This window comes from Candidatus Defluviilinea gracilis (assembly GCA_016716235.1).
Classification (GTDB): domain Bacteria; phylum Chloroflexota; class Anaerolineae; order Anaerolineales; family Villigracilaceae; genus Defluviilinea; species Defluviilinea gracilis.
Genome location: JADJWS010000004.1, coordinates 1 through 25,328 on the forward strand (window position 1 = coordinate 1; position 25,328 = coordinate 25,328).

The 25,328-nt window shown below is 53.2% G+C and carries 33 protein-coding genes, 2 tRNA genes and 2 pseudogenes; 25 read left to right on the forward strand and 12 right to left on the reverse strand.

What is annotated here, in order from left to right; genetic code table 11:
- Positions 1–94 precede the first annotated feature (94 nt).
- The gene (locus IPM31_16790; protein ID MBK9008632.1) at positions 95–283 is read right to left on the reverse strand and encodes a hypothetical protein; all 189 of its coding nucleotides are present in this window, start codon (positions 281–283) and stop codon (positions 95–97) included.
- Between the two features lie 358 nt (positions 284–641).
- On the opposite strand from IPM31_16790, the gene IPM31_16795 reads away from it, so the two are divergent.
- Complete coding sequence (locus IPM31_16795; protein ID MBK9008633.1) at positions 642–914, forward strand: DUF4332 domain-containing protein; 273 nt, start codon at positions 642–644, stop codon at positions 912–914.
- A 163-nt stretch (positions 915–1,077) separates the two neighbouring features.
- On the opposite strand, the pseudogene IPM31_16800 reads toward IPM31_16795, so the two are convergent.
- From IPM31_16800 to ftsY, 8 genes and pseudogenes are all read right to left on the reverse strand, one after another.
- Positions 1,078–1,401: pseudogene (locus IPM31_16800) on the reverse strand (AMP-binding protein).
- Positions 1,358–1,858: an AMP-binding protein gene (locus IPM31_16805; protein ID MBK9008634.1), complete on the reverse strand. Its 501-nt coding sequence runs from the start codon at positions 1,856–1,858 to the stop codon at positions 1,358–1,360. The pseudogene IPM31_16800 and the gene IPM31_16805 overlap by 44 nt, the downstream one beginning before the upstream one ends.
- Before the next feature lie 1,010 nt (positions 1,859–2,868).
- Complete coding sequence (locus tag IPM31_16810) at positions 2,869–3,360, reverse strand: hypothetical protein (protein ID MBK9008635.1); 492 nt, start codon at positions 3,358–3,360, stop codon at positions 2,869–2,871.
- 430 nt (positions 3,361–3,790) lie between these two features.
- Positions 3,791–4,003, reverse strand: a complete 213-nt coding sequence (locus IPM31_16815; GenBank protein MBK9008636.1) for a hypothetical protein — start codon at positions 4,001–4,003, stop codon at positions 3,791–3,793.
- Positions 4,000–4,272, reverse strand: coding sequence for a hypothetical protein (locus tag IPM31_16820; GenBank protein MBK9008637.1), 273 nt, complete (start codon positions 4,270–4,272; stop codon positions 4,000–4,002). The genes IPM31_16815 and IPM31_16820 overlap by 4 nt, the downstream gene beginning before the upstream one ends.
- Positions 4,273–4,380: 108 nt before the next feature.
- Positions 4,381–5,409, reverse strand: a complete 1,029-nt coding sequence (locus IPM31_16825; GenBank protein ID MBK9008638.1) for a hypothetical protein — start codon at positions 5,407–5,409, stop codon at positions 4,381–4,383.
- Between the two features lie 130 nt (positions 5,410–5,539).
- Positions 5,540–6,289: pseudogene (gene prfB / locus IPM31_16830) on the reverse strand (peptide chain release factor 2).
- Between the two features lie 401 nt (positions 6,290–6,690).
- Positions 6,691–7,605 carry a signal recognition particle-docking protein FtsY gene (gene ftsY / locus IPM31_16835; protein MBK9008639.1) on the reverse strand — a complete coding sequence of 305 codons (915 nt, stop codon included), beginning with the start codon at positions 7,603–7,605 and terminating at the stop codon, positions 6,691–6,693.
- 16 nt (positions 7,606–7,621) lie between these two features.
- Between ftsY and trxA the strand changes: the two genes are divergently transcribed.
- From trxA to IPM31_16855, 4 genes are all read left to right on the forward strand, one after another.
- A complete protein-coding gene (trxA, locus tag IPM31_16840; protein ID MBK9008640.1) occupies positions 7,622–8,026 on the forward strand; it encodes a thioredoxin in 405 nt (134 codons plus the stop codon).
- Between the two features lie 16 nt (positions 8,027–8,042).
- On the forward strand, positions 8,043–8,699 hold the full coding sequence (locus tag IPM31_16845; protein MBK9008641.1) for a hypothetical protein: 657 nt from the start codon (positions 8,043–8,045) through the stop codon (positions 8,697–8,699).
- 31 nt (positions 8,700–8,730) lie between these two features.
- A complete protein-coding gene (locus IPM31_16850; protein ID MBK9008642.1) occupies positions 8,731–9,342 on the forward strand; it encodes a hypothetical protein in 612 nt (203 codons plus the stop codon).
- 118 nt (positions 9,343–9,460) lie between these two features.
- Positions 9,461–10,066, forward strand: coding sequence for a hypothetical protein (locus IPM31_16855; protein MBK9008643.1), 606 nt, complete (start codon positions 9,461–9,463; stop codon positions 10,064–10,066).
- Between the two features lie 270 nt (positions 10,067–10,336).
- On the opposite strand, the gene IPM31_16860 is transcribed toward IPM31_16855, so the two are convergent.
- Positions 10,337–10,864 (reverse strand): Cys-tRNA(Pro) deacylase, encoded by a 528-nt coding sequence (locus tag IPM31_16860; protein MBK9008644.1) that lies wholly within the window; start codon positions 10,862–10,864, stop codon positions 10,337–10,339.
- A gap of 101 nt (positions 10,865–10,965) precedes the next feature.
- Between IPM31_16860 and IPM31_16865 the strand changes: the two genes are divergently transcribed.
- Genes IPM31_16865 through IPM31_16880 form a run of 4 tightly spaced genes read left to right on the forward strand, consistent with a single transcriptional unit; the run spans position 10,966 to position 15,150 of the window.
- Positions 10,966–13,191, forward strand: coding sequence for a bifunctional (p)ppGpp synthetase/guanosine-3',5'-bis(diphosphate) 3'-pyrophosphohydrolase (locus tag IPM31_16865; protein MBK9008645.1), 2,226 nt, complete (start codon positions 10,966–10,968; stop codon positions 13,189–13,191).
- Between the two features lie 34 nt (positions 13,192–13,225).
- A complete protein-coding gene (locus tag IPM31_16870; GenBank protein MBK9008646.1) occupies positions 13,226–14,473 on the forward strand; it encodes a molybdopterin molybdotransferase MoeA in 1,248 nt (415 codons plus the stop codon).
- A 6-nt stretch (positions 14,474–14,479) separates the two neighbouring features.
- A complete protein-coding gene (locus IPM31_16875; protein ID MBK9008647.1) occupies positions 14,480–14,911 on the forward strand; it encodes a vitamin K epoxide reductase family protein in 432 nt (143 codons plus the stop codon).
- A 14-nt stretch (positions 14,912–14,925) separates the two neighbouring features.
- Positions 14,926–15,150 carry a hypothetical protein gene (locus tag IPM31_16880; protein MBK9008648.1) on the forward strand — a complete coding sequence of 75 codons (225 nt, stop codon included), beginning with the start codon at positions 14,926–14,928 and terminating at the stop codon, positions 15,148–15,150.
- A gap of 62 nt (positions 15,151–15,212) precedes the next feature.
- Here the strand turns inward: IPM31_16880 and IPM31_16885 are convergent, their stop codons facing one another.
- On the reverse strand, positions 15,213–15,989 hold the full coding sequence (locus tag IPM31_16885; protein MBK9008649.1) for an RNA methyltransferase: 777 nt from the start codon (positions 15,987–15,989) through the stop codon (positions 15,213–15,215).
- Between the two features lie 3 nt (positions 15,990–15,992).
- Positions 15,993–16,397 (reverse strand): cupredoxin domain-containing protein, encoded by a 405-nt coding sequence (locus tag IPM31_16890; GenBank protein MBK9008650.1) that lies wholly within the window; start codon positions 16,395–16,397, stop codon positions 15,993–15,995.
- A gap of 241 nt (positions 16,398–16,638) precedes the next feature.
- Here IPM31_16890 and IPM31_16895 point away from each other — a divergent pair, with 241 nt between their 5' ends.
- From IPM31_16895 to IPM31_16970, 16 genes are all read left to right on the forward strand, one after another.
- The gene (locus IPM31_16895; protein MBK9008651.1) at positions 16,639–17,403 is read left to right on the forward strand and encodes a TIGR02206 family membrane protein; all 765 of its coding nucleotides are present in this window, start codon (positions 16,639–16,641) and stop codon (positions 17,401–17,403) included.
- 19 nt (positions 17,404–17,422) lie between these two features.
- Positions 17,423–17,506, forward strand: a tRNA-Leu gene (locus tag IPM31_16900).
- Between the two features lie 47 nt (positions 17,507–17,553).
- Complete coding sequence (locus IPM31_16905) at positions 17,554–18,486, forward strand: tyrosine-type recombinase/integrase (protein ID MBK9008652.1); 933 nt, start codon at positions 17,554–17,556, stop codon at positions 18,484–18,486.
- 309 nt (positions 18,487–18,795) lie between these two features.
- Positions 18,796–19,236: a hypothetical protein gene (locus IPM31_16910; protein ID MBK9008653.1), complete on the forward strand. Its 441-nt coding sequence runs from the start codon at positions 18,796–18,798 to the stop codon at positions 19,234–19,236.
- Positions 19,237–19,393: 157 nt separating this feature from the next.
- Positions 19,394–20,251: a hypothetical protein gene (locus tag IPM31_16915; GenBank protein MBK9008654.1), complete on the forward strand. Its 858-nt coding sequence runs from the start codon at positions 19,394–19,396 to the stop codon at positions 20,249–20,251.
- Between the two features lie 104 nt (positions 20,252–20,355).
- Entirely contained in the window at positions 20,356–21,153 is a 798-nt protein-coding gene (locus tag IPM31_16920; GenBank protein MBK9008655.1) for a hypothetical protein, read from the forward strand.
- A 12-nt stretch (positions 21,154–21,165) separates the two neighbouring features.
- Positions 21,166–21,537, forward strand: coding sequence for a hypothetical protein (locus tag IPM31_16925; protein MBK9008656.1), 372 nt, complete (start codon positions 21,166–21,168; stop codon positions 21,535–21,537).
- Complete coding sequence (locus tag IPM31_16930) at positions 21,534–21,905, forward strand: hypothetical protein (GenBank protein ID MBK9008657.1); 372 nt, start codon at positions 21,534–21,536, stop codon at positions 21,903–21,905. Before IPM31_16925 ends, IPM31_16930 begins: the two co-directional genes overlap by 4 nt.
- Positions 21,902–22,141: a hypothetical protein gene (locus IPM31_16935; protein MBK9008658.1), complete on the forward strand. Its 240-nt coding sequence runs from the start codon at positions 21,902–21,904 to the stop codon at positions 22,139–22,141. The genes IPM31_16930 and IPM31_16935 overlap by 4 nt, the downstream gene beginning before the upstream one ends.
- The gene (locus IPM31_16940; GenBank protein MBK9008659.1) at positions 22,138–22,365 is read left to right on the forward strand and encodes a hypothetical protein; all 228 of its coding nucleotides are present in this window, start codon (positions 22,138–22,140) and stop codon (positions 22,363–22,365) included. The genes IPM31_16935 and IPM31_16940 overlap by 4 nt, the downstream gene beginning before the upstream one ends.
- Complete coding sequence (locus IPM31_16945) at positions 22,343–22,663, forward strand: hypothetical protein (GenBank protein MBK9008660.1); 321 nt, start codon at positions 22,343–22,345, stop codon at positions 22,661–22,663. The genes IPM31_16940 and IPM31_16945 overlap by 23 nt, the downstream gene beginning before the upstream one ends.
- Entirely contained in the window at positions 22,660–22,923 is a 264-nt protein-coding gene (locus IPM31_16950) for a hypothetical protein (GenBank protein MBK9008661.1), read from the forward strand. The genes IPM31_16945 and IPM31_16950 overlap by 4 nt, the downstream gene beginning before the upstream one ends.
- The gene (locus IPM31_16955; GenBank protein ID MBK9008662.1) at positions 22,920–23,384 is read left to right on the forward strand and encodes a hypothetical protein; all 465 of its coding nucleotides are present in this window, start codon (positions 22,920–22,922) and stop codon (positions 23,382–23,384) included. Before IPM31_16950 ends, IPM31_16955 begins: the two co-directional genes overlap by 4 nt.
- A 1-nt stretch (position 23,385) precedes the next feature.
- The gene (locus IPM31_16960) at positions 23,386–23,940 is read left to right on the forward strand and encodes a hypothetical protein (GenBank protein MBK9008663.1); all 555 of its coding nucleotides are present in this window, start codon (positions 23,386–23,388) and stop codon (positions 23,938–23,940) included.
- Between the two features lie 293 nt (positions 23,941–24,233).
- Positions 24,234–24,315, forward strand: a tRNA-Leu gene (locus tag IPM31_16965).
- Between the two features lie 58 nt (positions 24,316–24,373).
- Positions 24,374–25,328, forward strand: a 955-nt coding sequence (locus IPM31_16970; protein MBK9008664.1) for a deoxyguanosinetriphosphate triphosphohydrolase, incomplete at its 3' end; no start/stop codon positions are given.

Below are 25,328 nucleotides of genomic sequence, written 5' to 3' on the forward strand. Positions count from 1 at the left end.
GGCGATGAAGTTGAAGCGAAGACCTCAGATGTAGATCGCAAGGAGAAGCGGGTCAAACTCAGCATCAAAGCACTCCAGCCCGTATTCGAAGAATTCAAGCCTGCAAAGAAGAGAAAAGGGACATGGCAAGCGTCACGCAAAAAAAAAAGAAATGATGGAAGCCGTTGGAACCCGAAGGACCGAAAGAACCCGAATTGACGGGGATGCAGGTCGCCTGGCAGGAAGCGATGAGCAGGGCGAATGCGGAAAAAGCCTTCAGGGTGAAGCGGGCGAAGTCTGGCATTCGGACGAACGGGAAGAAATTCTCAACCGCACGCTTTTGAGAAGCGCCTCCCCACTGGCGGATAGAACACAAACAGCCAAGTCATCACTTGGCTGTTTTTATTGTTTTACCGTGAATATCTGTTAGCGCTCCTTGCGTTCTTAGCGGTTAAGATTTTCCTCTTCAAGTTCCCGCTGAAAAAATTCTTTGTTGGCAGAATATATCATCTGTCCCCTAAAGATTTGAGTATCTAAAGTAGTTCAATGAACATAATCGCAAATTGTATCGGTATAAATTTCTAATGTTATATTTATATGTTTCAACAAATATACAGTATAGTTAATCGTAAAGGAGAAACTGTAATGACGACTTTAAAGAAATTGAAGGGATTGGCGCATCGTATGCCGCAAAATTAAATAAAGCGGGCGTGCGAGGAATCAGTGGATTATTACAAATGGGCGGCACTCGCAAGGGTCGCTTGGAACTTGCCAAAGCCACAGGCTTTAGCACGAAGACGATCCTTGAATGGGTCAACCGCGCCGATCTATTTCGCGTCAAAGGTATTGGCTCGCAATTTTCCGATCTGCTCGAAGCGGTCGGCGTTGATACCGTTGTCGAACTGGGATCTTTGAAGCGCACAGTAGAATACTAAAAATAAAAACTTCCGATAATCTATCGGAAGTTTTTATTTAATTCAATTCTTTCAAAAAATTTCTCTTTATTCGCCGAACGCGCTGTTTTACCGCTGGATGTTTTCAGGATCCACTTCGGGTCAACCACTTTGACATAGCGCAATGCAATGGCGGAATTTTTCGTCACATGCAAACAGATCGCGTCTGCCACTTTTTGCTGTTCGGCAGGGTCTTCCGATCCACTTCGGCGATGATTACAACATCTTCGGTGCCTTGTTCCTCATCGAATATGCCAAACGCCACCGAACGCCCCGCATGAACTCCCGCCACTTCATAGGTCAAAGATTCCAAATCCTGCGGATACACATTCTTCCCGCCAACGATGATCATATCTTTTTTACGACCTGAGACAAATACTTCACCGTCGCTGATAAATCCGTAATCGCCTGTGAGATACCAGCCCTCATGAAAAGCTTGTTGCGTCGCATCTTCGCGGTGGTAGTAACCCCGTCAACATGCTGTTGCTTTGCAAGGCAACCTCGCCGATGACGCGCTCGGGCAATTCGCTTCGATTCTCGTCCAACACTTTGATTTTGACATTTTCCAACGGACGCCCCGACGACATCATTTTCATAGTTGGATGTTCATGCGCATTGGCGTCAGTCGTTAATTTGGCTACGCGCTCCGACATGAACGCTTTTCGCTCGATCTCAAGGACGGCTGGTTCGCCCCCCAGCGGGCTTTGCGTCACCGCAAAGACATTTTCCGCCATCGCGTACGAAGTCTGCAACGCCTCGCGCTTCAAGCCATAACTTTTGAACTTTTCGTAAAATGCCTGATGACTCTCCCAGCGGACTGGCTCTGAACAATTGGTGACCACACGCCATGACGATAAATCAACGCCTTCAAGGTGACGTTCGCGGATCTTTGCGCGCAGAAGTTGTACGCAAAGTTTGGAAGCCACGAAAGCGTGCCGCGATATTTCGTCACAGACTGCATCAGCTTGTACGGTGCGCGCACCCAGTCGAATGGAGATTGCAGAACGAGATGAATCCCTGAGAGGATGGGCATGATGAAGCCCGCAATCAATCCCATGTCGTGATATAGCGGAAGCCATGAGACAACCACATCATTCTCGTTCAAACTCAACGCCTTGCCATAAGCGTCCAATTGATTGAAGACCGCCTGATGCGAAAGCGCGACTCCTTTTTGCAAACCTGTTGTCCCTGAGGAATGTTGCAGGATAACAATATCTTCGGGTTTGCGCTGGAAACCAGCCAGCGAGTCGAACTCCAAATCAATTTGTTTATCAACTTTATCGGTGACGATCACTTCACGGACCGAATCCCCCTCTTGTAACGCGCCGCGCACCTCCGCTTCAAATTCGGGATACGTGATAATCGCGGTGGGTTGAGTGACCGAGATCAGCGCAGACAAGTCCGCGCGATAACGTTCGGGAGAAAGTTTCTCCGTGAGAAACGGCATGATGGAGGGAATCGCGCCGTGCAGGATCGTTCCCCAAAAAGCATAGACCAAGTCCTCGCCGTGTTGGAGAATCAAAACAACCACTTCGCCGGGCTGAATCTTTGCAAGGGTCAACGCGCGCGCGTAGGAATTCGCGCCGCAGAGGAGTTGATCCACGGTAAGCGAGAGATCGTCGGCGTTGGAAAATTGCAGGGTGAGGGCGACCCGGTCCGAAGTCCGCGAATGAAGCGTTTTGAGCCGCTCGGGGAAGGTCGTCATTTCTTGCGAGAGTCGATGAGCGCGGCGAGTTGAGGTCAGCGTGTCGAATGTATCCGCGTTCAGTTCGGTGTCCTCGATGCGGACGCCGAAGGTGTCTTCCACATACAAAGCGACATCCATCAGGCTGAACAGATCGATCAAGCCGCTGGAGATCAACGGCTCGTCGGCGGTGATGGTTCGGTTGGGTTGTTTCCAAGATTTGAGAGGCAAGATACGAGCCGATTTGTTGGATCATTGTTTCAGGCATAGCGTTTCCTTTTTTGAGTTTATTTGCATACGAGCGACTGCGCCAGCGGACCACTTGCTCGATCGGCAGGCGCTCCCCCCTCCGCAGAGGTGCAATGCGGTGTCTGAAAAATATTCGGGCGGAATTGTATTCCATAAATCGAGATAATTCCATTGCGAGCGAATCGCTTCCGCCTGCATGGCTTCGCGGTATTGGTCGTACGCCCAGCGAGGATAGCCCTTGTTGTACCGCAGATCGCTGTTCTCTCCGCTTGCAATAAACATGGGTTCGTTGACAATCAGGATGGGAATGGAGCCAGCGATCTCCCGCCCCGCCGCAAAGGCTTCGAACACCATCATTTCTCGAAGATCGGCGGTCGGTTCCATTTGCCGATATAAAACATGAGACTCAACATCGGGCGAATTTTCCTCAAGGGTTTCAGGCGCATATTGAAGATCAAGATCCGTTCCATCGGCAGACCAGACAAACCCGAGCATTTGTAATTTGAACCAACGATTCAAATTCGACCGCTGTCCAATCAAAGTCCGTCCGTAAAAAGGATGGGTTCATTTGCGCGAGGGCATCTTTTTCAGGAAAGGCGAGATCGTACTCGTCCATCATCCGCAATGCGTCCTCGCGGTTCGCTTCCATGAACGCACTGATGCGGCGCGGGATCAGTGAATTGAGGGTGGTGAACCAAACGATCAGGTCGGGATCATAGTCAACCGACTCCTCCAAAATGATCGGTCTTTGATCACAGGGGTGCGGATACCCCAGATTGTAAAATTTGATCGTCTTGCCTTTGCATTGGTCGTTTAAGATATTCCACTGTGCGGAAATCGATTCTTGCGGGAAGCATTTCGCCCCAAATCGGAGTCGCCGATCAACAACACGCGGTACTCATCTTCCGGTTTTGGACGCGCAACCTCATGAGAAGCCAGCATGGCGCGCATCATCGATCATAACGGTGTATAAACGCGAGCCATCGTCAAAAGGAAAGCGGATGCGACCGGGAAATATCACATTGTACAAGGACAGGCGCGAAACAGGCGGTTGTATCACCGCATACGCGACATTGACGAGCGCAAATAACAACAAGGCTTTCACAACCAAACGAAGCGGGCGAACATGCGCCTTCATAAACCGCCCGCCAATTTCAACATTGCGCTCCAGGCCGATTCGGGAGTTGGGAGCGCGAAAAACAGCCAGCCAAGCGATACGAAGTTAAACGTGAGGAAAGTTCCGACAAATTGAACGCCTCTCTGCAAAGAGACAGGCAACGCCTGCTGGGAGTATCGCGCGCGCGCAAACTCGCTCCAACGGTTTTGGATGAACAACCCGCATCCATGCCACAACCCCCATAGGATATAGTTCATCGTCACGCCGTGCCACAGACCGATCAATACCATCGTCGTCACTTGGCGAAAACAGGATCAGCATCCACGGCGAAACGGGCTTGGAGGCTGAACGCAGAGCGCGGGCGAGGGGGTTGAAAAAATACGACCGAAACCATTGCGTCAATGTGATATGCCAGGAGTTCCAAAACTGGGCGGATCGGCGAGGTACGGCGAATCGAAATTTTCAGGCAGGCGTATGCCCAGCAGGCGTCCAAGCCCAATGGCAATGTCGGTATACCCGCTAAAATCGAAATAGATTCGCAAAGAGTAGGCGTACAGCAGAGTCCACAACCAGCCCACCGACTGGGCATCGCGCGCAAAGGATTCGTTCAAGGCGATCCATGCCAGCGCGTCGGCGATGACAAATTTCTTAAACAAGCCGATAAAAATCCGCTGACCGGCGTCCAACCATCCGTCGGCGTCTAAACGAAGCGGGGCATTTAATCCAGAAACGAATCGCTCAAGTCGATCAATTGGACCCGCCGTGATCGCGGGAAAGAAAATCACATAGTTCGCGTACTCTGCCAAGGTAACAGACGGCAAGCGCCCCGCGAGGCGGTCGAGGATCGTATGCATGAGGCGAAACGCGACGTAGGAAAATCCCAGCCACGCCAATGCCGATTGCCCGCCCGCTTCTTTTCCGCGAAGGGTTGCCATCATGTCAAACAACCCCATCGTCGCCGACGGCGTTTTGATCAGCAAGAACAACCCGATCAACCCAGCGACCGCAAACATCAACACAAAACGGCTGAGTTTTTCAAGCCGCGCCAGAATCAAGGAAAGACCAAAGGCGAATAGAAAGGCAAGCGCGATCCATTGAACCCTCGGGGTTTCCACGGGAAAGAACCATTCGAATTGAAAAAAACGATTCAGGTCAACAAACACGATCACCCCCAATAAGACCGTCACTGCCGCGCGATTCTCCTTCCAACCGCGAGATTCGGGTTTGGATGTGATAAGCCACGACAAGATCGTCATGAGCGCCGTCAGTGTCGGCAACCAAAACATCAGGTTGACCGGCTCTTGATCCGGCTGGAGCCAATACAACGCCAGCGCGCTGACCGCCAACAACGCCAAGTTGCGTCCCTTGCCCAGCCAGCCAACAACAACTGCGATGCAGGCAAGCGCCGCAATTTCAAACAAAGACATTTTAAAATCCCTGGTAGATCCCGGGGGGAAGTGTCTGCTGTAAAGATCGTCAGCGCGATGAGGATCAGGCAAAGGATCAGAGCCAGCATATTTTCACGCGAAAATAAAATGTTGAAGATTCGCTTCATCGTTATGCCTTTCTAAGAAACGCTTCCATGAACTCGTTCAACTCGCCGTCGAGCACAGCCTGCGTGTTGCCTGATTCATGATCGGTGCGATGATCTTTCACCATTTGATACGGATGCAACACATACGAGCGGATCTGACTCCCCCACTCGGCTTTGGTGTACTCGCCGCGCAGGACGGCGCGTTCTTCCTCCCGTTCAGCCTGCCTCCAGTTCCAGCAAGCGGGCTCGCAAGATGCGCATGGCGAATTCGCGGTTCTGCGTCTGCGAGCGTTCGTTCTGACAAGTGACCACGATGCCCGTCGGGATGTGAGTCAGCCGCACCGCCGTCGCGTTCTTTTGCACGTTCTGCCCGCCCGCGCCAGAGGAACGGAAGACGTCCATTTTGATCTCGCTTGGGTCAATTTGGATTTCCGCTTCATCCATGGCAACCTGCGGCAAAATTTCTACAAGCGCAAATGACGTGTGCCGGCGGTGCGCCGAATCGAACGGCGAGAGGCGCACGAGGCGATGCACGCCTTTTTCCGAGCGCAGATACCCAAAGGCGTACTCGCCGTCCACTTCGATGGTGACGCTTTTGATGCCCGCTTCTCGCCCGAAGTTGAATCGAGAATTTCCGTTTGGAAGCCGCGGTCCTCCGCCCAGCGCAGGTACATGCGTTGAAGCATCGCCGCCCAATCTTGTGAGTCCGTTCCGCCCGCGCCGGCGTGGATGGCAAGGATCGCCGAGTCGCGGTCGTATTTGCCGGAGAGCATGGCAGTAAAGGAACGCTTTTCAAGTTCGGTTTCGAGCGCGGAGATTTCAATTTCCAATTCGCCGCGCAGACTTTCATCGTCCAATTGCGCGAGTTCAAGCGCGTCATGCAGTCGGCGCGAAAAGGCGCGCCATGATTCCACTTCGGTTTTCAGGGCGTTATGCTGTTTCATCAACCCCTGCGCGCGCGAGGGATTGTTCCACAGATCGGGCGCTTCTATTTCTTTGTCGAGTTGGGAAAGTTGCGCTTCTTTAGACGCAAGGTCAAAGACGCACCAGTAATTGCTGGGTTAGGTCTTGCAGGGGCTTGAGTCGGTTGACGAGGTCTTGCATGGTTACTCCAAAAAAACAGGGATTAGAGATTAGAGATTGAGACAGTCTCCAGTCTCTAGTCTCGGAATGATTAATCACTTGCGCCCATAATCCCGTTTACAAAAGCATCCGGGTCGAAGGGCGCGAGGTCTTCGGGCTTTTCGCCGAGGCCTGCGAATAAGATCGGCAAACCTAACTCGCGTTGAATGGCGAAAGCAAATCCGCCGCGGGCAGACGAATCCAATTTGGTTAAGATCACGCCCGTCACACCGACCACCTCTTTGAACGCCTTTGCTTGTTGCAAGGCATTTTGCCCGGTCGTTGAATCAAGAACGAGCCACACGGCATGAGGCGCGCCGGGCAGAGCCTTGCCGATCACGCGATTCACTTTCTTTAGTTCTTCCATCAAGTTGAAACGCGTGTGCAAGCGACCGGCGGTATCGATAAAAACGATATCGATTTTACGCGCGATGCCCGCCTGCACGGTGTTAAACGCGACCGCGCCCGAATCGGACTCAGGGGCGCCTGATACCACATCGACGCCGATTCGTTCGCCCCAGACTTGCAACTGGTCCACCGCCGCGGCGCGGAACGTATCCGCCGCGCCGAAAAGAATGGAATTTCCTTCCGCCTGATACCGCTGTCCCAGTTTGGCGATCGTGGTTGTTTTTCCCGCGCCGTTAACGCCAACAACCATAACCACAGTCGGGGATGATTTCCAAGCAAGAGGCGGCGGGGCTTGGAGGCGAGAGCGGAGTTCTGCGCGGAGGGCGGAGGAAAGCTCGTCGGAGCGAGTCAAGCCCCCATCCCGAACGAAGCGGCGAAGCGTATCCAGAATATCGCCGGCAATTTCGATCCCCAAATCTGCTTGAATCAGGGATGCTTCCAATTCGTCCCACGATTCGCTGGTAATTTCCGTTGCGCCAACGAGGGCGGCGATTCGTCCAAATGTTGCTTTGCTTGTTTTTGCAAGCCCCGTCTTCCATTTTGCAAACAGGTCGGTCATGACGGGCGATTATAACATGCGGGTTTGTGTTATACTCTTTTCGCTTGATGTAAAACAATTGAAGAAAAGGCAACGCATGTTCAACGAACCCATTCACATTACAGACGAAACGTACGAAAAAACTGTCCTGCAATCTTCGCTCCCGGTGATCGTCGATTTTTGGGCGCCCTGGTGCGGACCGTGCAAAATGGTCGCGCCGATCCTCGACAAATTCGCAAAAGAATTCGAGGGAAAATTGCTGGTCGCAAAAATCAACACGGATGAAAACCCACATTGGATGATGGAGTATGGTATTCAGGGGATTCCGACCATGCTGTTTGTGGCAAATGGAAAGATTGTCCATCGTCAGGTTGGAGCGCTTCCCGAACGCATGTTGCGCGACACAGTCACCCAATTCTTAGAGACCGTATCCGCTTCGTAAAACACGAGGAGTCGCAATGAAGAAGGTCATTCCCGCGCTCGTTGTTCTTTTGGTTGTCGGCGCCTGCCTGCCAACGGTTCCAACGCCGATTTCACCAACCGCCACCGCAGTGATCGGATCTTCAAACACCCCCACGCTTGCGCCTTCCAACACGGCTCCTCCGTCTGAAACGCCTGTCGTCTTCAACCCATCAGTTACGGCCGTTTCGGCTTCCTCCACACCTGAATCGACCGCCACCTCTTCGCCTTTGCCAAACCTGACGTCTACGCTGGCAACTTCGACTGACGCGCCTGCCACGCTGGCGCAGTCTACGGCTACCGGGGCGCAGCCTACTTCAACTCCAACGTTGGGCGCGCCAAGCGGGCCGTCGCTTACGCCCACACTTGGTATTCTGAAATACGGAACGCTTCCTCCTGAAGTTCCATTTAATAGGATAACCCTGGTCAATCGTTCTAAAAGGCAGGCATATATCTCTTTGCAGGTTACTATGCCCGATGGTCGGTATTCGATCATTGAATATCCTGTTTACGGTCAGGTGAAGATCAAAGCGCCGCTAGGGTATTATGTTTATGTGGCATGGGTTGGCGGGAACAAAATGACCGGCACATTCCGTCTGACATCGACGGACGGTTTAGCGATCTATCTGTTCAAAGATAAAGTTGTCATCAAGTAATAAACCATGAAAAAGGATTTTGAATTCGCACATGAAGCAAAAATTGATTCTATTTGTATCGATTCTGGCGCTTCTGCTTTCCGCTTGCGGCGGCGGGCAGGAAGCGCCAACCCTGAACGCCGGTGACGTTGCCGGCACCGCGCAAGCGGCGGCATTCACCATGATCGCCCAAACACAAGCCGCCATCCCAACAGAAACATCCCTCCCACCCACAGCAACGTTCACGTCCACCCCCCTCCCCACAGAGACTTCATCCCCAACCCCGACGATCGATCCGTTGCTTCCAACGGCGACCTTTACGCTTGCCCCCCTGTCGTCCGCGCCTACGCAGGATAATTGCAATAAGATTCTCTCGGAATGGTCTGTGCCTACTATTAAAATTCTTGTGGAAAACGAGACAAAACCGAAAGGCACGATCACCCTCTCCTTATACGTGACCACAGCCCAGAACGAATGCGGATTCATCCCCGCATACGGAGGCACGTTCTCGGGACCAGAGGGATATTACAGCGCCGGCGCTTACGTAGACGGTAAAAAGGATTTCAAAACCTTCGGCGGATTCCTACTCACCGGCGGCAGTTGGACGATCGTCGTCCGAAACGATACAATCGTTGCCAAGGGTGGTTGTTACCCGAATTGCTGATCAAGACAACCAATATAAGCAGGATTTACACAGTTGGCGGACAGTTGTACTGCCGCCGCCGCGGCACACCTACGGCGCAACAGGTTCAACTGTGTAAGTCCCAAGTAAGAAAGGTATGATGAAAAAGTTAACTGTTCTTCTCTCTGTTCTGGCTATTTCCGCCTTGATGGCCGGGTGCGGCGGCGGCGAGCCAGCCGTCCCGACCCTGAGCGTCGGGGACGTGCAATCCACCGCGGTGTCGGCGGCGTTTACGATCGTGGCTGAGACGCAAGCGGCAATCCCTACCAACACGCCCCTGCCCCCCACTGAGACCCCCACATCAACGCCCGCGGCCACGAATACCTCCGTCCCTTTGCCCACGCTGGAATCGACGCTGACCAATACGCCCGCCAGCACGAGCGGCGATCCCTGCGCGACCCGCGTTCTTGGCAAACCGCTTGGCAAGGAAACTACGATCAAGATCGAAAACTTGACAAAATCGCGGGTGGCTGTTTCTTTGTATTTGAACGAGACCGCGAGCCATAACGAATGCGGCTATCGGTATTACGAGTTATCAAAAAACGGGTCTACGGTAATCACCGACCTGGTTACTGGATGCTACAATCTCTGGGCATGGAATCTCGACGGGAAAGCTTTCAATTCCTCCGGCTCCGGGTGTATCAATAATCCAGATAAATGGACTTTTCAAATATCCGAAGAGACGATCAAGTTTATCGGCCCATAATCATGTGAACCAAAATGAAACGCCCTGAAATTTTCAGGGCGTTTTTTTATTCCTTCGTCATGCGCTACCTGCCTGGCAGTTTTACAACGGGACGCAAAGGAACGCTGAAAAAAGAAAAATCTGCGTTGTCAGCGTGAATCAGCGTACCGATTTTGACAGTGCAAGGTAATCAATCGATTGATTTAAAAAAGCGCAATAGGACGCTCTTGCGCGCAAACAGCCTGAACAGTGAAATCATTCTCGCGGTACGGGCTAATTGCGTAAGGCAGGCTATTTACTCACCGTCGCAACCCGCGCATTCGTCAATTTGATCAAATCAACGACAGGCAATTTGATATTGAGTCCTCTTTGTCCGCCCGACACATGGATTTGCTCAAAATTCTTCGCCGACGAATCGAGAACAACCTGAAAGCCTTTGTTGAGCAGGGCGAGCGGCGAGATGCCTCCCGCCTGCAAACCTGTAACCTGCTCCGCTTCTTTTTCAGTTGGCAGGCGAACTTTTTTCTCACCAAGCGCAACAGCAAGCAATTTCAAATCCACAACCGTATCTCCAGAAACCAAGACCAACAAGGGTTTTTTGGGCTTATCTCGCAACACAACGATCGTCTTGAAAATGGACGCGGGATCCGCGTTGAGCAGACGCGCAGTCTCTTGCGCGCCGTGTTTCTCCGGCGAAAGTTCATAGGCGGTATATGGAATCGCGCGCGAATCAAGCAAGCGGGTAACATTATTGACGATCGGCATTTCAAACTCTCCCAGCGAAATCAGCGTTTTCACCTGCCCTGGCGGGCGGCGCAAGGGTCTCGTCCAAAAAACATTGTGTCAGGCAATCAGGCAACTCTCATAGAACCTGAATTGTAACGGGGAAAAGAATTTTTTTCAGTAGTACAATACCACGCATGAAATCGGCGCAACACGCGGTCCCGCTCGAGAAACTCATGGAGCAACTCCCTGAATCCTACGCTCCCTCCGAAAAGGAATTGATCCAACGCGCCTACCGCATAGCAGAAGAGGCGCACCGCGACCAAAAACGGCACTCCGGTGAACCGTATCTCAACCATTGCCTGGCAGTGGCAAGCATTCTCGCAGATCTCAAAGTGCCCTCGGAGGTGATTGCGGCGGCATTGCTTCACGACACAGTGGAAGATACCCCCCTCACCCTCGGCGACATTCGCAGAGATTTTGGGGATACCATCGCCGCCCTCGTCGATGGGGTGACCAAGCTGACCAAACTTCCGCGAGTCTCGCGCGGCGACCAACATGCGGAAAAACCCGAATCAGCCGACGACGAGTCGGATGCGGACGCCATTCCCTCCAACGGGCGCGCGCGCAAACAAGACCTGGCATCTGAAACCTTACGGAAAACATTCCTTGCCATGGGCGACGATGTCCGTGTGGTGCTGATCAAACTGGCAGACCGCCTCCACAACATGCGGACGCTCGGCTTCATGCCTGAAGCCAAACAAAAGCGAATCGCCAAAGAAACCCTCGAGATCTTCGCCCCGCTCACCAGCCGCCTCGGCATCTGGCAGATCAAATGGGAGTTGGAAGACCTTGGCTTCCGCTACCTCAACCCGGACAAATACAAGGAGATCGCCGAGGAACTGCAAGAAAAACGACCCGAGCGGGAAAAACAAATCGTAGACATCAAAGAAGCCCTCACCCGTTTACTTGAAGCAAACAATATCAAAGCCGAGGTCAGCGGACGCCCCAAACACATTTATTCCATCTTCAAAAAAATGGCGAAAAAGGGAAAATCGTTCGATCTGGTTCGGGATGTGCGCGCCATGCGGCTCCTCGTTCAGGATATCCCCTCGTGCTATGCCGCGCTCGGGGTGATCCACACCACATGGAGACCCATCCCCGGCGAATTCGACGATTACATTGCCGCGCCGAAAGAAAACTTCTACCAATCGCTTCACACCGCCGTCATCTACGAAGATGGCCGCCCATTGGAAATTCAGATCCGCACGCAGGAGATGCACGAAAACGCGGAGTATGGCATCGCCGCCCATTGGAAATACAAAGAAGGCGCCAAGCGCGATAAAAGCTACGAACAGCGCATCAACTGGCTCCGCAATATGATGGAATGGAAGACCGACGTGCACGACGCGACAGAATTCGTCGAAAGCATGAAATCGGATGTATTTCAGGATCGCGTATACGTGTTCACCCCGCGCGGAGATATTTACGATCTTGCCGCCGGTTCCACCCCTATTGATTTTGCCTACCACGTCCACACCGATATCGGTCACCGCTGTCGCGGCGCGCGGGTCAACGGGAAACTCGTCCCCCTGCAACAAGAGCTGAAAACGGGCGACCAGGTCGAAATTTTGACAGCGAAGCGGGGAGGTCCAAGCCGCGATTGGTTGAATCCGAATCTGGGGTTGGTCAAAACACAGCGCGCGCGGTCCAAAGTCAAAGCCTGGTTCAAAAAGCAGGAGGATGAACAAAACCTCGCCCAGGGGCGCGCCGGACTGGAACGCGAATTAAGCCGCCTCGGAATTTCCGAATTGAATTTCGAAAAGATGGCGCGCGAACTTGCCTACAAAACTCCCGATGAAATGTTCATCGCCCTTGGCAATGGAGATCTTTCCCTCAGCAAGATCATCAAACAATTGGAAGGGACGGAAGAAACTGCGGATATTCTGCAAGCCACCGCCGCGTCAGAAACCAAAACATCCCCAGACGCGATCCAGGTTGTCGGGCTGAAGGGTCTGCTCTGGCAAATGGCAAAATGTTGCTCGCCCATGCCCGGAGACCAGATCATCGGATACATCACACGCGGACGCGGCGCGACAATTCACCGGCAGGATTGCCCGAATATTTTGCACAGAGAAGATACCGAGCGGCTGATCCAAGTGGATTGGGGAACCGTTCAACAGACCTTCGCAGTGCCGGTTACCGTGAAAGCCTATGATCGCGACGGTTTGCTCGGCGATATTTCAACCCTGCTTCAAAGCGAGAGCGTGAACATCAAGGACGTGTCGGTCAGTTACAACCGAAGCGTAGCCGACCTGCGCCTGGTGGTCGATGTGCGCGACCTGGAGCAGTTAAGCCGCGTGCTCACGCGCATTGAAAGCGTGCCGAATGTGTTGGAGGCGCAGAGAACAAAGCCGGGGTAAATTACACGGTACAAGCGACGAGTTACGCAGTATAATGTCGCCGCCTCCCATGAATCTGCTCAGCGTCCGTGAAGCGCGCGAGCGCATACTTTCCCATTTTCAACCTGGCACAACCGAAGCCCTGCCGGCGGTAGAGTCTTTGAATCGCATCCTCGCGCAAGACGTAATCGCGTTGGACGACCTGCCGTCGTTCGACAACTCCTCGATGGACGGTTTTGCCATCCGCGCGATCGATGTGGCGGATGCAAAACCCGTTTCACCTCGGACCTTGCGCGTGGTCGCAGACATCCCCGCCGGCTCGCCGCCGACAGTTTTCCTCGCCCCCGGCGAAGCGGCTCGTATCATGACCGGCGCCGTAGTGCCTCAGGGCGCCGACGCGGTAATCCCCGTGGAAGATACCGATTTTCAAGATCGCGCCGCCGGCGCGCCCCCTCCGCCGGAGGTGACGGTGTTCGCAAGCGTGAACCAATATGAAAATATACGCCGGCGCGGCGCGGATATTCGCGCGGGAGAAATCGCCCTGCAGCAAGGACGAACATTAAGACCTCAAGATGTCGCGCTCCTGGCATCTTTGGGATACTCCACTGTGGAAGTATTCCGCAAGCCCCGCGTGGCGCTCTTCTCCTCCGGCGATGAGTTGCTCGACGCAAGCCAGCCCCTCGAACCGGGCAAGATCCGCGACTCAAACTCGCACATGCTGGCTGGGCTGATCGAGTCGGCCGGCGCGGAGGTGGAAAGACTTGGCACAGCAAAAGACACCTACGACTCTGTCAGAGCGGCGCTCGACAAAACATCCGCGCTGAACGTGGATTTGATCCTCTCTTCGGCGGGCGTGAGCGTGGGCGCGTTCGATTATGTAAAAAGCGTGATCGAGTCGAACGGCAAAATGGATTTCTGGCGCGTGAACATGCGCCCCGGCAAGCCGCTTGCTTTCGGCGAATACAACGGCATTCCATTCATCGGCTTGCCGGGTAACCCCGTGTCGGCGTTTGTGGGGTTCGAGGTATTTGTCCGCGCGGCGCTGGGGCGGCTGGCAGGGCAGACGGAGAGCAACAGGCTCACCATCCGCGCGCGATGCGAAGAGGAGATCAATTCCGATGGACGGGAGAGTTATCTGCGCGCCAGCCTGCGCGATGAAAACGGATCGCTCATCGCGCGCTTGACCGGGCATCAGGGTTCGGGCAATCTCCTTTCGTTGGCGCAGGCTGATGCTTTACTAATTATTCCCGCTGGTGTAAAATGCGTGCCTGCTGGTCAGGAAGTTGAGGCTTGGTTGTTATGAGGATTCATGAATAAGCGACTTGCGCAAATTTCACTGGCGATCACCATCATCGGGTTGCTCGTCGCGTCGTACATGACAGTGTATAAATTTACAAGCAAGGAACTTCAAGCCGCCATGTGCGTTGGCTCGGAAGGATGCTCGGTGGTGAACGCCAGTCCTTACTCTGAAGTGCGCGGCGTTCCTGTGGCAATCATCGGGGTGGTTGGGTACCTCGCTTTGCTGGCTACGCAACTCCTTGAGCGCCGACCCGGGATGGTGCAAGACAATGGCGCGATGATTTTCTTCGGGATTTCAGTGACCGGGTTTTTATTTACCGTGTATCTCGTCTTTGTCGAGGTCGCGCTGATCAAAGCCTACTGTCCGTTCTGCATCACATCACAAGTGGCAATGACTCTGCTGTTTGTCATCTCAGTCATTCGCCTTATCAAACAACCCTAATTCAGGAGGATTGAATGCCCCGCATCAAATGTCATTACACCGATTGTGTCTTTCTTGATGAAGGTTATTGCTCAGCCGCCGCGGTAGAGTTCGACCCCGATACCGGTTGCGCCACCTACACCCCCAGCGATGAAGCCGCCGCCAAAGAGGATTGGGACGAGGAAGAAGCGGAGGAATGGGAGGAAGAGGAAGATGATGACGATGACGAATCTTGGGACGAAGAGGAAGATGAGTTCTAACGCATCGTTCCCCAAGTGAAATCTGGTCGCCCAAACTAAGGCAGACGACGCGTCGTCTGCCTTTATGTTTTTAACTCGTACAACAACACGCCCGCCGCCACCGCCAAATTTAACGAACTAACTTTTCCCCGCATCGGCAAGGATACTGTCACATCGCAAGCCTGGACCTGCTCCGCGGACAGACCCTTTTGCTCGCTCCCCAACACAAGCGCCCACGGGGTTTGCGGAACAAGAGACTTATAATCCACATCCGCATGGGCAGACGCGCCGATCAATTGGCGCCCTGCCGTTTGCGCCCAGGCGCGAAATTCTTCGAATGAAGTTTGAGCAATGCGCTTCCAAAAGATCGCGCCCATGCTGGAGCGGATTAAGGTTGGGTGATATAACTCGACGCCGCCATCCAAAAGAAATAAGGCATCGACGCCTAGCGCGTCCATCGTGCGGAGGATCGTCCCGACATTGCCCGGGTCTTGCGGCGAAACCAGCGCGACAACAGGACTGGATGGCGCGAGGCTTGACGCAAGAGTTTGTCTCTGGCGAACCACCGCGACAATGCCTTGCGGATTATCTTTCTCTGCCAGAGAGTTGGCTACCTCTCTTGAAACAGGATGCGCCTTTTCCGAAACACGGGTAATGAGTTCTTTGGCGTACTTGCTCGCAAGCAGATCAGGCGCGTAAAAAATCGACTCCACATCCCACCCCGCATCCAACGCCTGCCCAATATGGTGGATCCCTTCCACGAGAAACAAACCCGTTTCAAGACGACGCTTTTTCTGACGCAATGAACGGGCTCGCTTCACAAGCTCGTTATTCGCGCTGACGATCAAAGGCTTGCTCATGCTTCACTCACCCGCTACCACGGTCAACTTTCCAACCATGCCCGCCATGAGATGTCCCTGGATCCCACAGACAACGCTATACTCGCCCGGCGCGGACGGAGCAGTGAACGTCAACGTGACCGATTGCCCGGCAGGCACTTTCACCTCCCAATAGATATTCTGCTTATCTTCTTCGTCAAACTCATCGCCCGCATCGGCGCCAAATTTTAGGATGGCAAATTCATGCTCCACCACTCCATTGTTCACCGCGTTGATCGTGATCTCCCGCCCCGCCATAATCGTAAAGGAATTGGGCGTGAATTGAAAGTCGGTCAGGGTTACATCGATGGCGGTGGATGACCCGCCGTCTTTACAGGAGGTCAATAGTACACATACGAGCATTACGGTGATGACCGCATACATTTTCATGGTTCTCTCCGGGAAAGCGATCCGTTAATTCAGGGATAATCGTATGAAAACCGGCGTTGGCGTAAACAATAGACTTTATCCCAATAAACAAAAGTGGCTCTTTGTAGACGCTGAAAAACGCTGATTTCGCTGATGCAAGAAAAGAAAATCTGCGGCTTCCGCATGGATCAGCCTCCCGATGTATTTCGGATAGAGTCTATTGTAATTCAGTTCCGCGCCCTTTAGACGATAGAATATGCTCATGAGCCAATTCTTTGCAGACAATTACCTCGGTCCTGCTTTCGATCTCTTCGGCACAGCCCACCTCGGCGCGTTGACATTTCTCCTTTTCTTGAATCTTTTCCTCGTCCGTTTCAAGAACGCCAGCAACGCGACCAAGAGCAAAATCCGCTGGACACTGGCATTGATTCTGCTGGTCAACGAAGTCGCCTGGCACGCGTGGAATTACGTCGTCGGCAGGTGGACGATCCAGACCATGCTTCCGCTTCACCTGTGCAGTCTGCTGGTGTGGGCAGGCGCGCTGATGCTCATCACAAAAAACTACGCCATCTACGAATTCATGTATTTCCTCGGCATCGGCGGCGCGATTCAGGCATTGATCACTCCTGACCTGGGAATGTATGGCTTCCCACACTTCAGGTTTTTTCAAACGTTCATTTCGCATGGATTGATCATCACCTCCGCAATCTACATGACCGCCGTGGAAGGTTTCCGCCCCACATGGAAATCGATCGTCAGGATAGCGATTTGGATGAACCTCTATGTCGTCGCGATCTATTTCATCAACACAGCCATCGGCAGTAATTATCTGATGATCAACGACAAACCCAACACACCCAGCCTGCTCGATCTGCTCCCCGATTGGCCCCTGTATGTTCTTTACATGGAGGGGATCGGCATCATCATGTGCTTGCTTCTCTATCTTCCTTTCGCCCTTAAAGACTGGCGCAATCAGAATCGTATAAACAAGGATAACGCCTCGCGGCTGGAAAGCATTTCAAAATAAGGTAGAATATCAATCCGCCGGGGCGATGGCGGAATCGGCAGACGCAACGGACTTAAAATCCGTCGGTAGTGATATCGTGAGGGTTCGACCCCCTCTCGCCCCATTTTGTACCTTGCGCTCCTCTCAAAATCAGAGAGGAGCGCAAGTTTTATGTACTCGCAAGCCGAAAAAACGCAACAGACTTTTTTACAGCAAGACGGTTATCTGCCTATTCTTGCAGAGACGTTCATCACTGCCAAACGCGCCGAAGGACTGTCAAAAAGCACGCTGAAATACTATCGTGAAAAGATAGATATTTTCCTCGCGTGGACTGAGGCGCAAGCCGTGACACAGGTACAGGATGTTACCGCCGACCTGTTGCGGCGTTTTTTGTTGACCATGAGCGAACGTCATAACGCTGGCGGCGTGCATGGAATCTATCGCGGCGTTCGCGCGTTCTTGCGCTTCATCGAAGCGGAGGAAGTATTGTCAGGCTGGCAGAGTCCGACAAAAAAAGTCAAAGCCCCAAAGGTGGAAGTACAACCGATTGAAGGCGCATCACTGGAAGATATATCCGCGCTACTCGCCACGTGCCAACGAAACGATTTTGTCGGCGCGAGAGACTCCGCTTTACTGCTTGCGCTTCTGGACACAGGCGCGAGAGTAACCGAATTCCTATCCATTGACCTAGCCGACGTTGATTCTATCGGCGCGGTACTGTTGAAACACACCAAAGGCAAAAGACCGCGTTATGTGTACTTGTCGCAAAAGACGCGGCGAGCGGTTCGCGCCTATGTCCGCATGAGACGCGATACCTCGCCCGCATTATGGACAACGAAACACGGCGAACGGTTAACGTATGACGGTTTACGCGCAATCCTTACGCGGCGTTCAAAACTGGCAGGCTTGCGCGACGTGCCTAGTCCGCATGATTTTCGCCGCGCAATGGCGTTAACTTTCCTTCGCAGTGGCGGCGATATATTCAGCCTCGCGCGTTTGCTAGGTCACAACGGAATCAATATCTTGAAGCGTTATCTCGCGCAAACGGATAACGACGCGCAACAGGCGCACGCGAATTACTCGCCTGTTGAACGGCTGAAATGACTTGACGAGAATGTTAACAATTCTCTTACACACGGATTTTGAGTTTTGCATATAATGATTCACAGCTGAATATTTTTTTTACTTGTAATTCGTTGTTTGGCGACTAGTGCGCGAAATGCGCGGCAACGAACACAACCGCAGGCTTTGGCGGTTTGGAGCAACAAGGATAAAAAAAACTAGCAGATTAGTACAATCGTACTAAATCGCAAGTTTTTTGAAAATCCTTATTTTCCAAACCGCTTTTTTTGTTAAATTTTTTCGCCCGTCCGAATCTGTGACAGGATGGACAGGCGAAAAGGAAAAACAGACATGACAAGTATAACAAAAATCATCGTATCAAATCGCTATGTGGGGGATGTTTCAAGCGGCGTATTCCGCAAGTCCATTAAAGGCAGTCGGCACATCCTCCGCACTCCGCCCGCAATCTGTCTATCGGTTGACAGTCTGAGACAGGCGGAGCAATGCGGAGCGCGTGAGATTCAGGTAGCCGACACAGAGAGCGGGCGCGTCTATTCGTCAACCGTCGAACACTTCAAACGCTTTTCGTTTGACATACAGCGCGGCGGATTCGAGGCGCAACGGGGATTGTGTTTAGAGCGATGGTCACTCACGGAAACGCTGAAAATAACCAGCCATGCGGCGAAGCGCGGCGAAGTCAGGCGCAAAGCAGGCAACGGTCAACGAGTACGCAATCCGCGCGGCGCGGCGCGTGTCTCGCCTCGACAATTGCTTTTCAAGGGGATGCTATGAACAGCAAAAAGAAAATCACGTACAAGCCTATTTGCTGGAAGTGTGGCAGTCGGCGCAACTTGACGAAGTATCACGCGCAAGGCGGAGAGTATCACTTGTGCAAAAAACACGCGCCCGCATGGATGAAACGAACGAAACGAGCGGAGAGTAAAAAGCCGTGACCGCTTCCCTCGCCCGCTATCCCGAATCGGTGAAGTTCAATCCGCTTGTCGGCTTGAAATCTTTTCGCATGTCTGAGGCGGGCGGCGCGTGGCGTTTGTTTGTGCTGGCGAAGAATCTCGACCAAAGCGGACTGGGAAAAATCAAGCGCGATGACTTGAAAGCCTACGCTCACGAACTGGGAATTCACGACAAGCAATTCACGCGCTGGATGAACGCGGCGCGAGGTTATGACCTGTTCGCGGACGTGCAATCAAAAAGCGGCGACTGGATGCTGATACTGACCAGCCACAGCAAAGCGGCGGCGGCGTTCGGATGCGAGGTCAAAGGTCACACGGTCACACTGTCGGCAAAGTTACTGTTCGGCAAAGGCTGGCGTTCGCTCGTATTCGCCTCGTGGCAGTCCGCTTTTACTGGCAACGGTGAGAGACTGGTATCACAGAAAAAACAAGCCGCGTTGACTGGAATCTCCGAACAGACACAGCGGCAGTACAACAAGCAGGCAGGCGTTACCAGCCGCAAGAATTATGCAATCTCGAACATTCACGCGAACGGTTATCACGGCGTTCTTGAATTCGGAAACCGCGCGGGCTTGTTTCAATTCTGGGACAGAAACACCCATCAAAAAAAGTTAGGCTGGCGTATTCCAAATACGCGGCATTTTCCGCTTTTCAAAACAGACGGTTCTACTAAGACGCGAAGGACTTTGAGTCTGTTCAACCGAACAGCGGAACAGCACGCGGCAAGCATGAAAGCGTTACGCAAGCCTGCTACCTACAAGTTCAACGAAATCTACCTGTATGACCGAAACTCACGAAACGGAAACGGTTTATGGATTCACGTGCCGTTGAACTAACTTCCTTTTTGCTCTTTTGTGGACAAAAAACTATTGGTACTTAATCCGCTAGGATTTACTATCACCTACCTGTACAGGTTACAGGAACGAAAGGAATAACGAACATGAACGAACAAAACGTACGGAACTTTCAGAACGGAAAAACGCTTGCGCTATGGCTGGGCGGCGCGGTGTATGTCGGCGTGGTATTGCTATTTCTCGCGTTCTACGAAACGCTGATGACCGCGCAGTTTGACGGACTGCTAAAGACCGTTGCGCGAATCGGCGCGTTTTTGGTAGCCGCGAACGCAATCGCCTTGCCTGTGGCATTGCACTACTGGACGGTGACGAAGTGGCACAAAATCGCGGCGGTGATTTTCTACGGCGGCGACATTCTGCTGATGGGCTTGAACGTGCTTGCCGCGTCTGGTTTGAACACGGGCAACGCGCCGACATGGTTACAGGCGTATTCGGAGTACGCGCCCGCTTCCATCGTGTTCGTGTTGTTTGGCTGGGCGATTCTCTACATGACAGACCCCGGTCAACGAGCGTTAATCTCGCTGAGCGAAGCGATTACAGACGCGCAAGTGACCATCGTCAAACGCACGGCGGAGCATGTCAAAAGCGACGAAGGAACACAGACCATCATAGAGCCTTTTGCTGGCAAACTGGCGGCGCGAATCTTCAACGAGCGGAGTCTCACGGGAACGGCGCGGGCATTGGATGTGACGCCAAACAACGACGCTATCAACGAACTGGTTAATCGCGTGGCGGAGCAACTGAAAGCGAACAACGTGCCGATTCTGGACAATAGCGGCATAGTGATACCACGTCACACCAACGTCACACCAACAGGTGACACCAACGGCGGGGAGGTGGAATATCAATCCGTCCCTTTTCGGAGCAACGGTCACAGCAAATAGGGAGCGATGAAAATGGATACTATCGGATTGAAGTCACAGAACGCGGCAAGTACTGGCGATTCAGGGAGCGCAGGCGGCGCGGCAAAGTCCGCTACGGCGGCACATTCTCGACCCTCGCGCAAGGCAGGCAGGAACGCTACTTTCAAAACCTTACAGAACGTCACGCCAAACGAAGCGGCGCAAATCCTGTTATCGGCATTGAACTACTGCCGAAAAGCGGGCTTATCGGTGACTGGTTACAACGAAACGAACGCGCTACGGTTGTCAATTGAGGGGATTCACTATGACTTTGAAGGTCACGCGATGGTTACACTACGCGGTGACACCACGTCACACCATGTTACACCAACAAGTGACACCATGCCCGAACAGGTCACACCATGAAAAGGATTTTCGGCGTTTTGGCGGTTGTGGCAATGTCGGCGGTTTTAGTGTATCTTGCATATGTGCTACCGTCACGCTTGCTAGGTGACACCATGTCACACCATGTCACACCAACAGGTGACACCACGTCATATCATCCCCTTGCGGGACACCAAGTCACACCAAACGCGCGGCGTAGTGTAACCGTTGACGTGTTGGAGGTTCGGAGCGGCGCGGGCGAGTCATTCTCGAACGTCGGCTACTTGCGGCGCGGCGACCTTGTGACCGTCTACGAGATTCAATCCGCGACAGGCGAAGCGTGCCGACAATGGGCAAGGATTGGCGCGGAGCAATGGACATGCTACGATTTTCTGGAGGTGATACCGTGAAAGCGACAATCCGCATCTGTGAATCCGCCGACCTCAAACCGCTTGCGCTGGCGGTTGTCAGTCAGGCGATTCGAGACTTGCGCGAGGCGGATACCATGTCCGCGCTGGACGCGGCGATGTGGTTAACCAGCGATGACTTCGGATTGTGGGCGGACGCGATGGGCATACCGTTCGCGGACGGATACAAACTGCTGATAAGCGGCAGGGCGCGTAAGATGAAAGTAGGCAAAAAATGAGCAACGGCGTTTTAAGTCTGTTTGAAGGATTGAACGAACGGCAGGCGCGAGAATTGAGGCGTTCTATCATGCCGACCTTGCAGGAATTGAAAGCGCGAATCATGGCGGAGCATGAGCAAGGCGATTCTAGGCAGAGCAAACGAAGGGAGGCGCGACGCGATGAAGTGCAAAGCAAAGACCGCGCACGGTCAACCGTGCAAAATGCCGCCGTTGAAGGGCAGTAGTTACTGCTTTACGCACGCGCCCGAAGTCGGCGCGGCGCGGGCAATGGCGAGGAAATCAGGCGGCGAGCGTCACAGAATCGCGCACTATGGCGATGAATCCATGATACCGCGCGAAGTCCGAACGCTTGACGATGCGAACAAAATCCTAGCCTACACACTGGCGGAAACCGTGCCAATGGAGAACAGCATAGCGCGGGCGCGGTTACTGCTTGCGCTGTATGACTCGTTCGTCAAGTCGTTTGAAATTGGAGAACTGGAAAAACGGATTCAAGCATTGGAAACGAGAGGCGCAAAATGAAACTGAAAAACCGAATCACAAAACTGGAAGGCAAAAGGCGCGGCGGCGTTGAAGTGTCCACGTTCAAATTTACGCAGGAATTCCGCGCGGACGGCGACAATCTTCTTTTTATTGACGGCGTGCAAGTGGACGCGGAAACCTACGCCAAACAAATCGCGGAGTATGCGCGAGTTCACAAGGATAGCCGAATTCCATTTGAAAAAATCGTTTATCCGAACGGCATACCATCAAGTAAAAGCCTGCTTGTTTTTGCCGCATGAAGCAATCCGAATTAATCGCTAATCTCGAAGCGACTGCCTCCGCGCTGGCAAAGCGGGCGGTGACGGTTCGTATTCGTCAACCGATAAACGAACAGGCACGCGGCGAAACCTATCACGCGGGCGGCGGGCGGGTTGTGATTGACCTCGCGCCCGAAGTGTTCGATAGTTTGCGTGGATTCGTTCGCACGTTTACGCATGAAGCGGCGCACGCCAAACTACACGCGGTTCACGCGCCGACAAAGGACGTTAACCGTCCGTCCGCTTCATTCAAAATTAGCGCGGCGGCAATGGCAGGCTTATTGACTCATCCTCGCATGAGCAAGCGCGAGACCGAAGCGGAATCACAGGCGCAAGCGTGGCGTGATGCAATCCGCGAGCGTTACATCATAGCCGCGAACACGCCAACAAGCGACGAAAATTTAATTCAAGTACTGCGAGTACTTTACAGAATAGGAGAATAACATGACAACAAATCAACAACTCGAAGAAAAGTTAAGACAACTTGCGGAGGAAGCGAGCGGGCTGGATTCCGAACTCACAGCGGCGCGGGAGGACTTGCGCCGACAGTCCAGAGAGCGAGACGCGGCGAATAAAATAGCCGCGTCCATCATGGTACTGGAAGCGCGGCGCGATGCGCTGAATACGGATATACAACAGGTAGAACATGAAGTAGAGCGGCGGCGCGTGTTTGTTGCATCGAAGGAATACAAGGCGGCGCAAAAGTCCATGACAGACCTTGAGTCATACTTCGGCAGGGAGGCGCAAACCGTCCGCGATGAAATGGACAACTTGCACGAACGGTTAACGCGCTTCGCCACGAAGTACAACGAATACGTTGACCTGTTGAAACGCTATCGCCTAGACCTTACCACCATCGAACAGACAGGGAAACTGGAAGGCGCGGACGTGGTTTATCTTGTAAACACTTTCAGGATGATAGACGGGAGGAAACAAGCGGAGAGCATCACGCAAAGCATTATCGCCTCTCGCCAAACAGCAAGACCGCGCGAGGCGTGACACGCGCCGAACGCAAGGCAGGCGAGTTCTTGAAACGGTTGGAGAGACCGCCACAAAACAGACCGTCAAAACATTATCATGCTGATAATGTTTTTGCAGAAGTCATCTCTGAGAATAATATACCGATAGCCTCCGCGCACAGGTGGCAACAAACAAAGCCGACTCTCGCAGTCGGCTTTTTGCTTGACGGTTTGCGAATTTACGGCGATACTTGCAAGCGTCAAAAACGCAGAGGACTGTTAATAAACAGCCTCGAAAAGAGAGACGCGCACAGTTCAAACAGCCGTGCTTTAGGCGATGGCGGAATCGGCAGACGCAACGGACTTAAAATCCGTCGGTAGTGATATCGTGAGGGTTCGACCCCCTCTCGCCCCATTTTCCGCGCCCGCCCTCTCTCCCACGAGAGAGAGGCAAGGGGCGAGAGTTAACCATCATGTACTTTACGCGCCAGCAACTTGAAGAAATAGAAGATAAAAGCCTCGCGCCCTACGGCATGCGGAGCAAAGACTCAAAAGGACGCGCCTACCTGGACAGCGAACCGGACTACCGCACATCGTTCCAACGCGACCGCGACCGGATTCTCCACACGACAGCCTTTCGCCGCCTCGAATACAAGACACAGGTTTTCATCAACTTTGAAGGCGACTACTTCCGCACTCGGCTGACTCACACGCTTGAAGTCGCTCAGATCGGACGCACGCTTGCTCGCGCCCTAGGCGGCAACGAAGACCTCGTGGAAGCGGTCTGCCTCGCGCACGACCTGGGGCACTCGCCGTTTGGTCATTCTGGCGAAGCCGCATTGGCGCGATTGATGAAAGATCATGGCGGATTCGACCACAACAAACAATCCCTGCGTATCGTCACCGAACTCGAACAGCGTTACCCCGAATTCCCGGGTTTGAACCTGACGTGGGAAGTCCGCGAAGGGATGGTCAAACACGAATCCGAATACGACATTTCTGACGCGCGCGAGTATCAGCCCGACCTGCGCGGCAACCTCGAAACACAGATCGCCAATGTCGCCGACGAACTAGCCTACACGACTCACGACCTTGATGACGGCTTGCGTTCAGGCATGATCACGCCGCAGATGCTCGATGGCATTGCCTTGTGGGAAATTCTGCGCGAAACCTACAACTGGAGCGGGCGCGAACTGGAGGAGATGGAACGTCACCGCATGATCCGCCAACTTGTGGGCATCCTGATCACCGATATGATCGAGGCAACCGATACGCGCCTGAAGGAGAGCAAGGCAAAATCCGCGCTCGATCTTCAGAAACTGAAACACAATATGATCGGGCACAGCGAAGACATGCAGCGCCGCAACCGCGAACTGAAAGACTTCCTGTACAAGAAACTCTATCGCCATTATCGCGTGGCGCGGATGC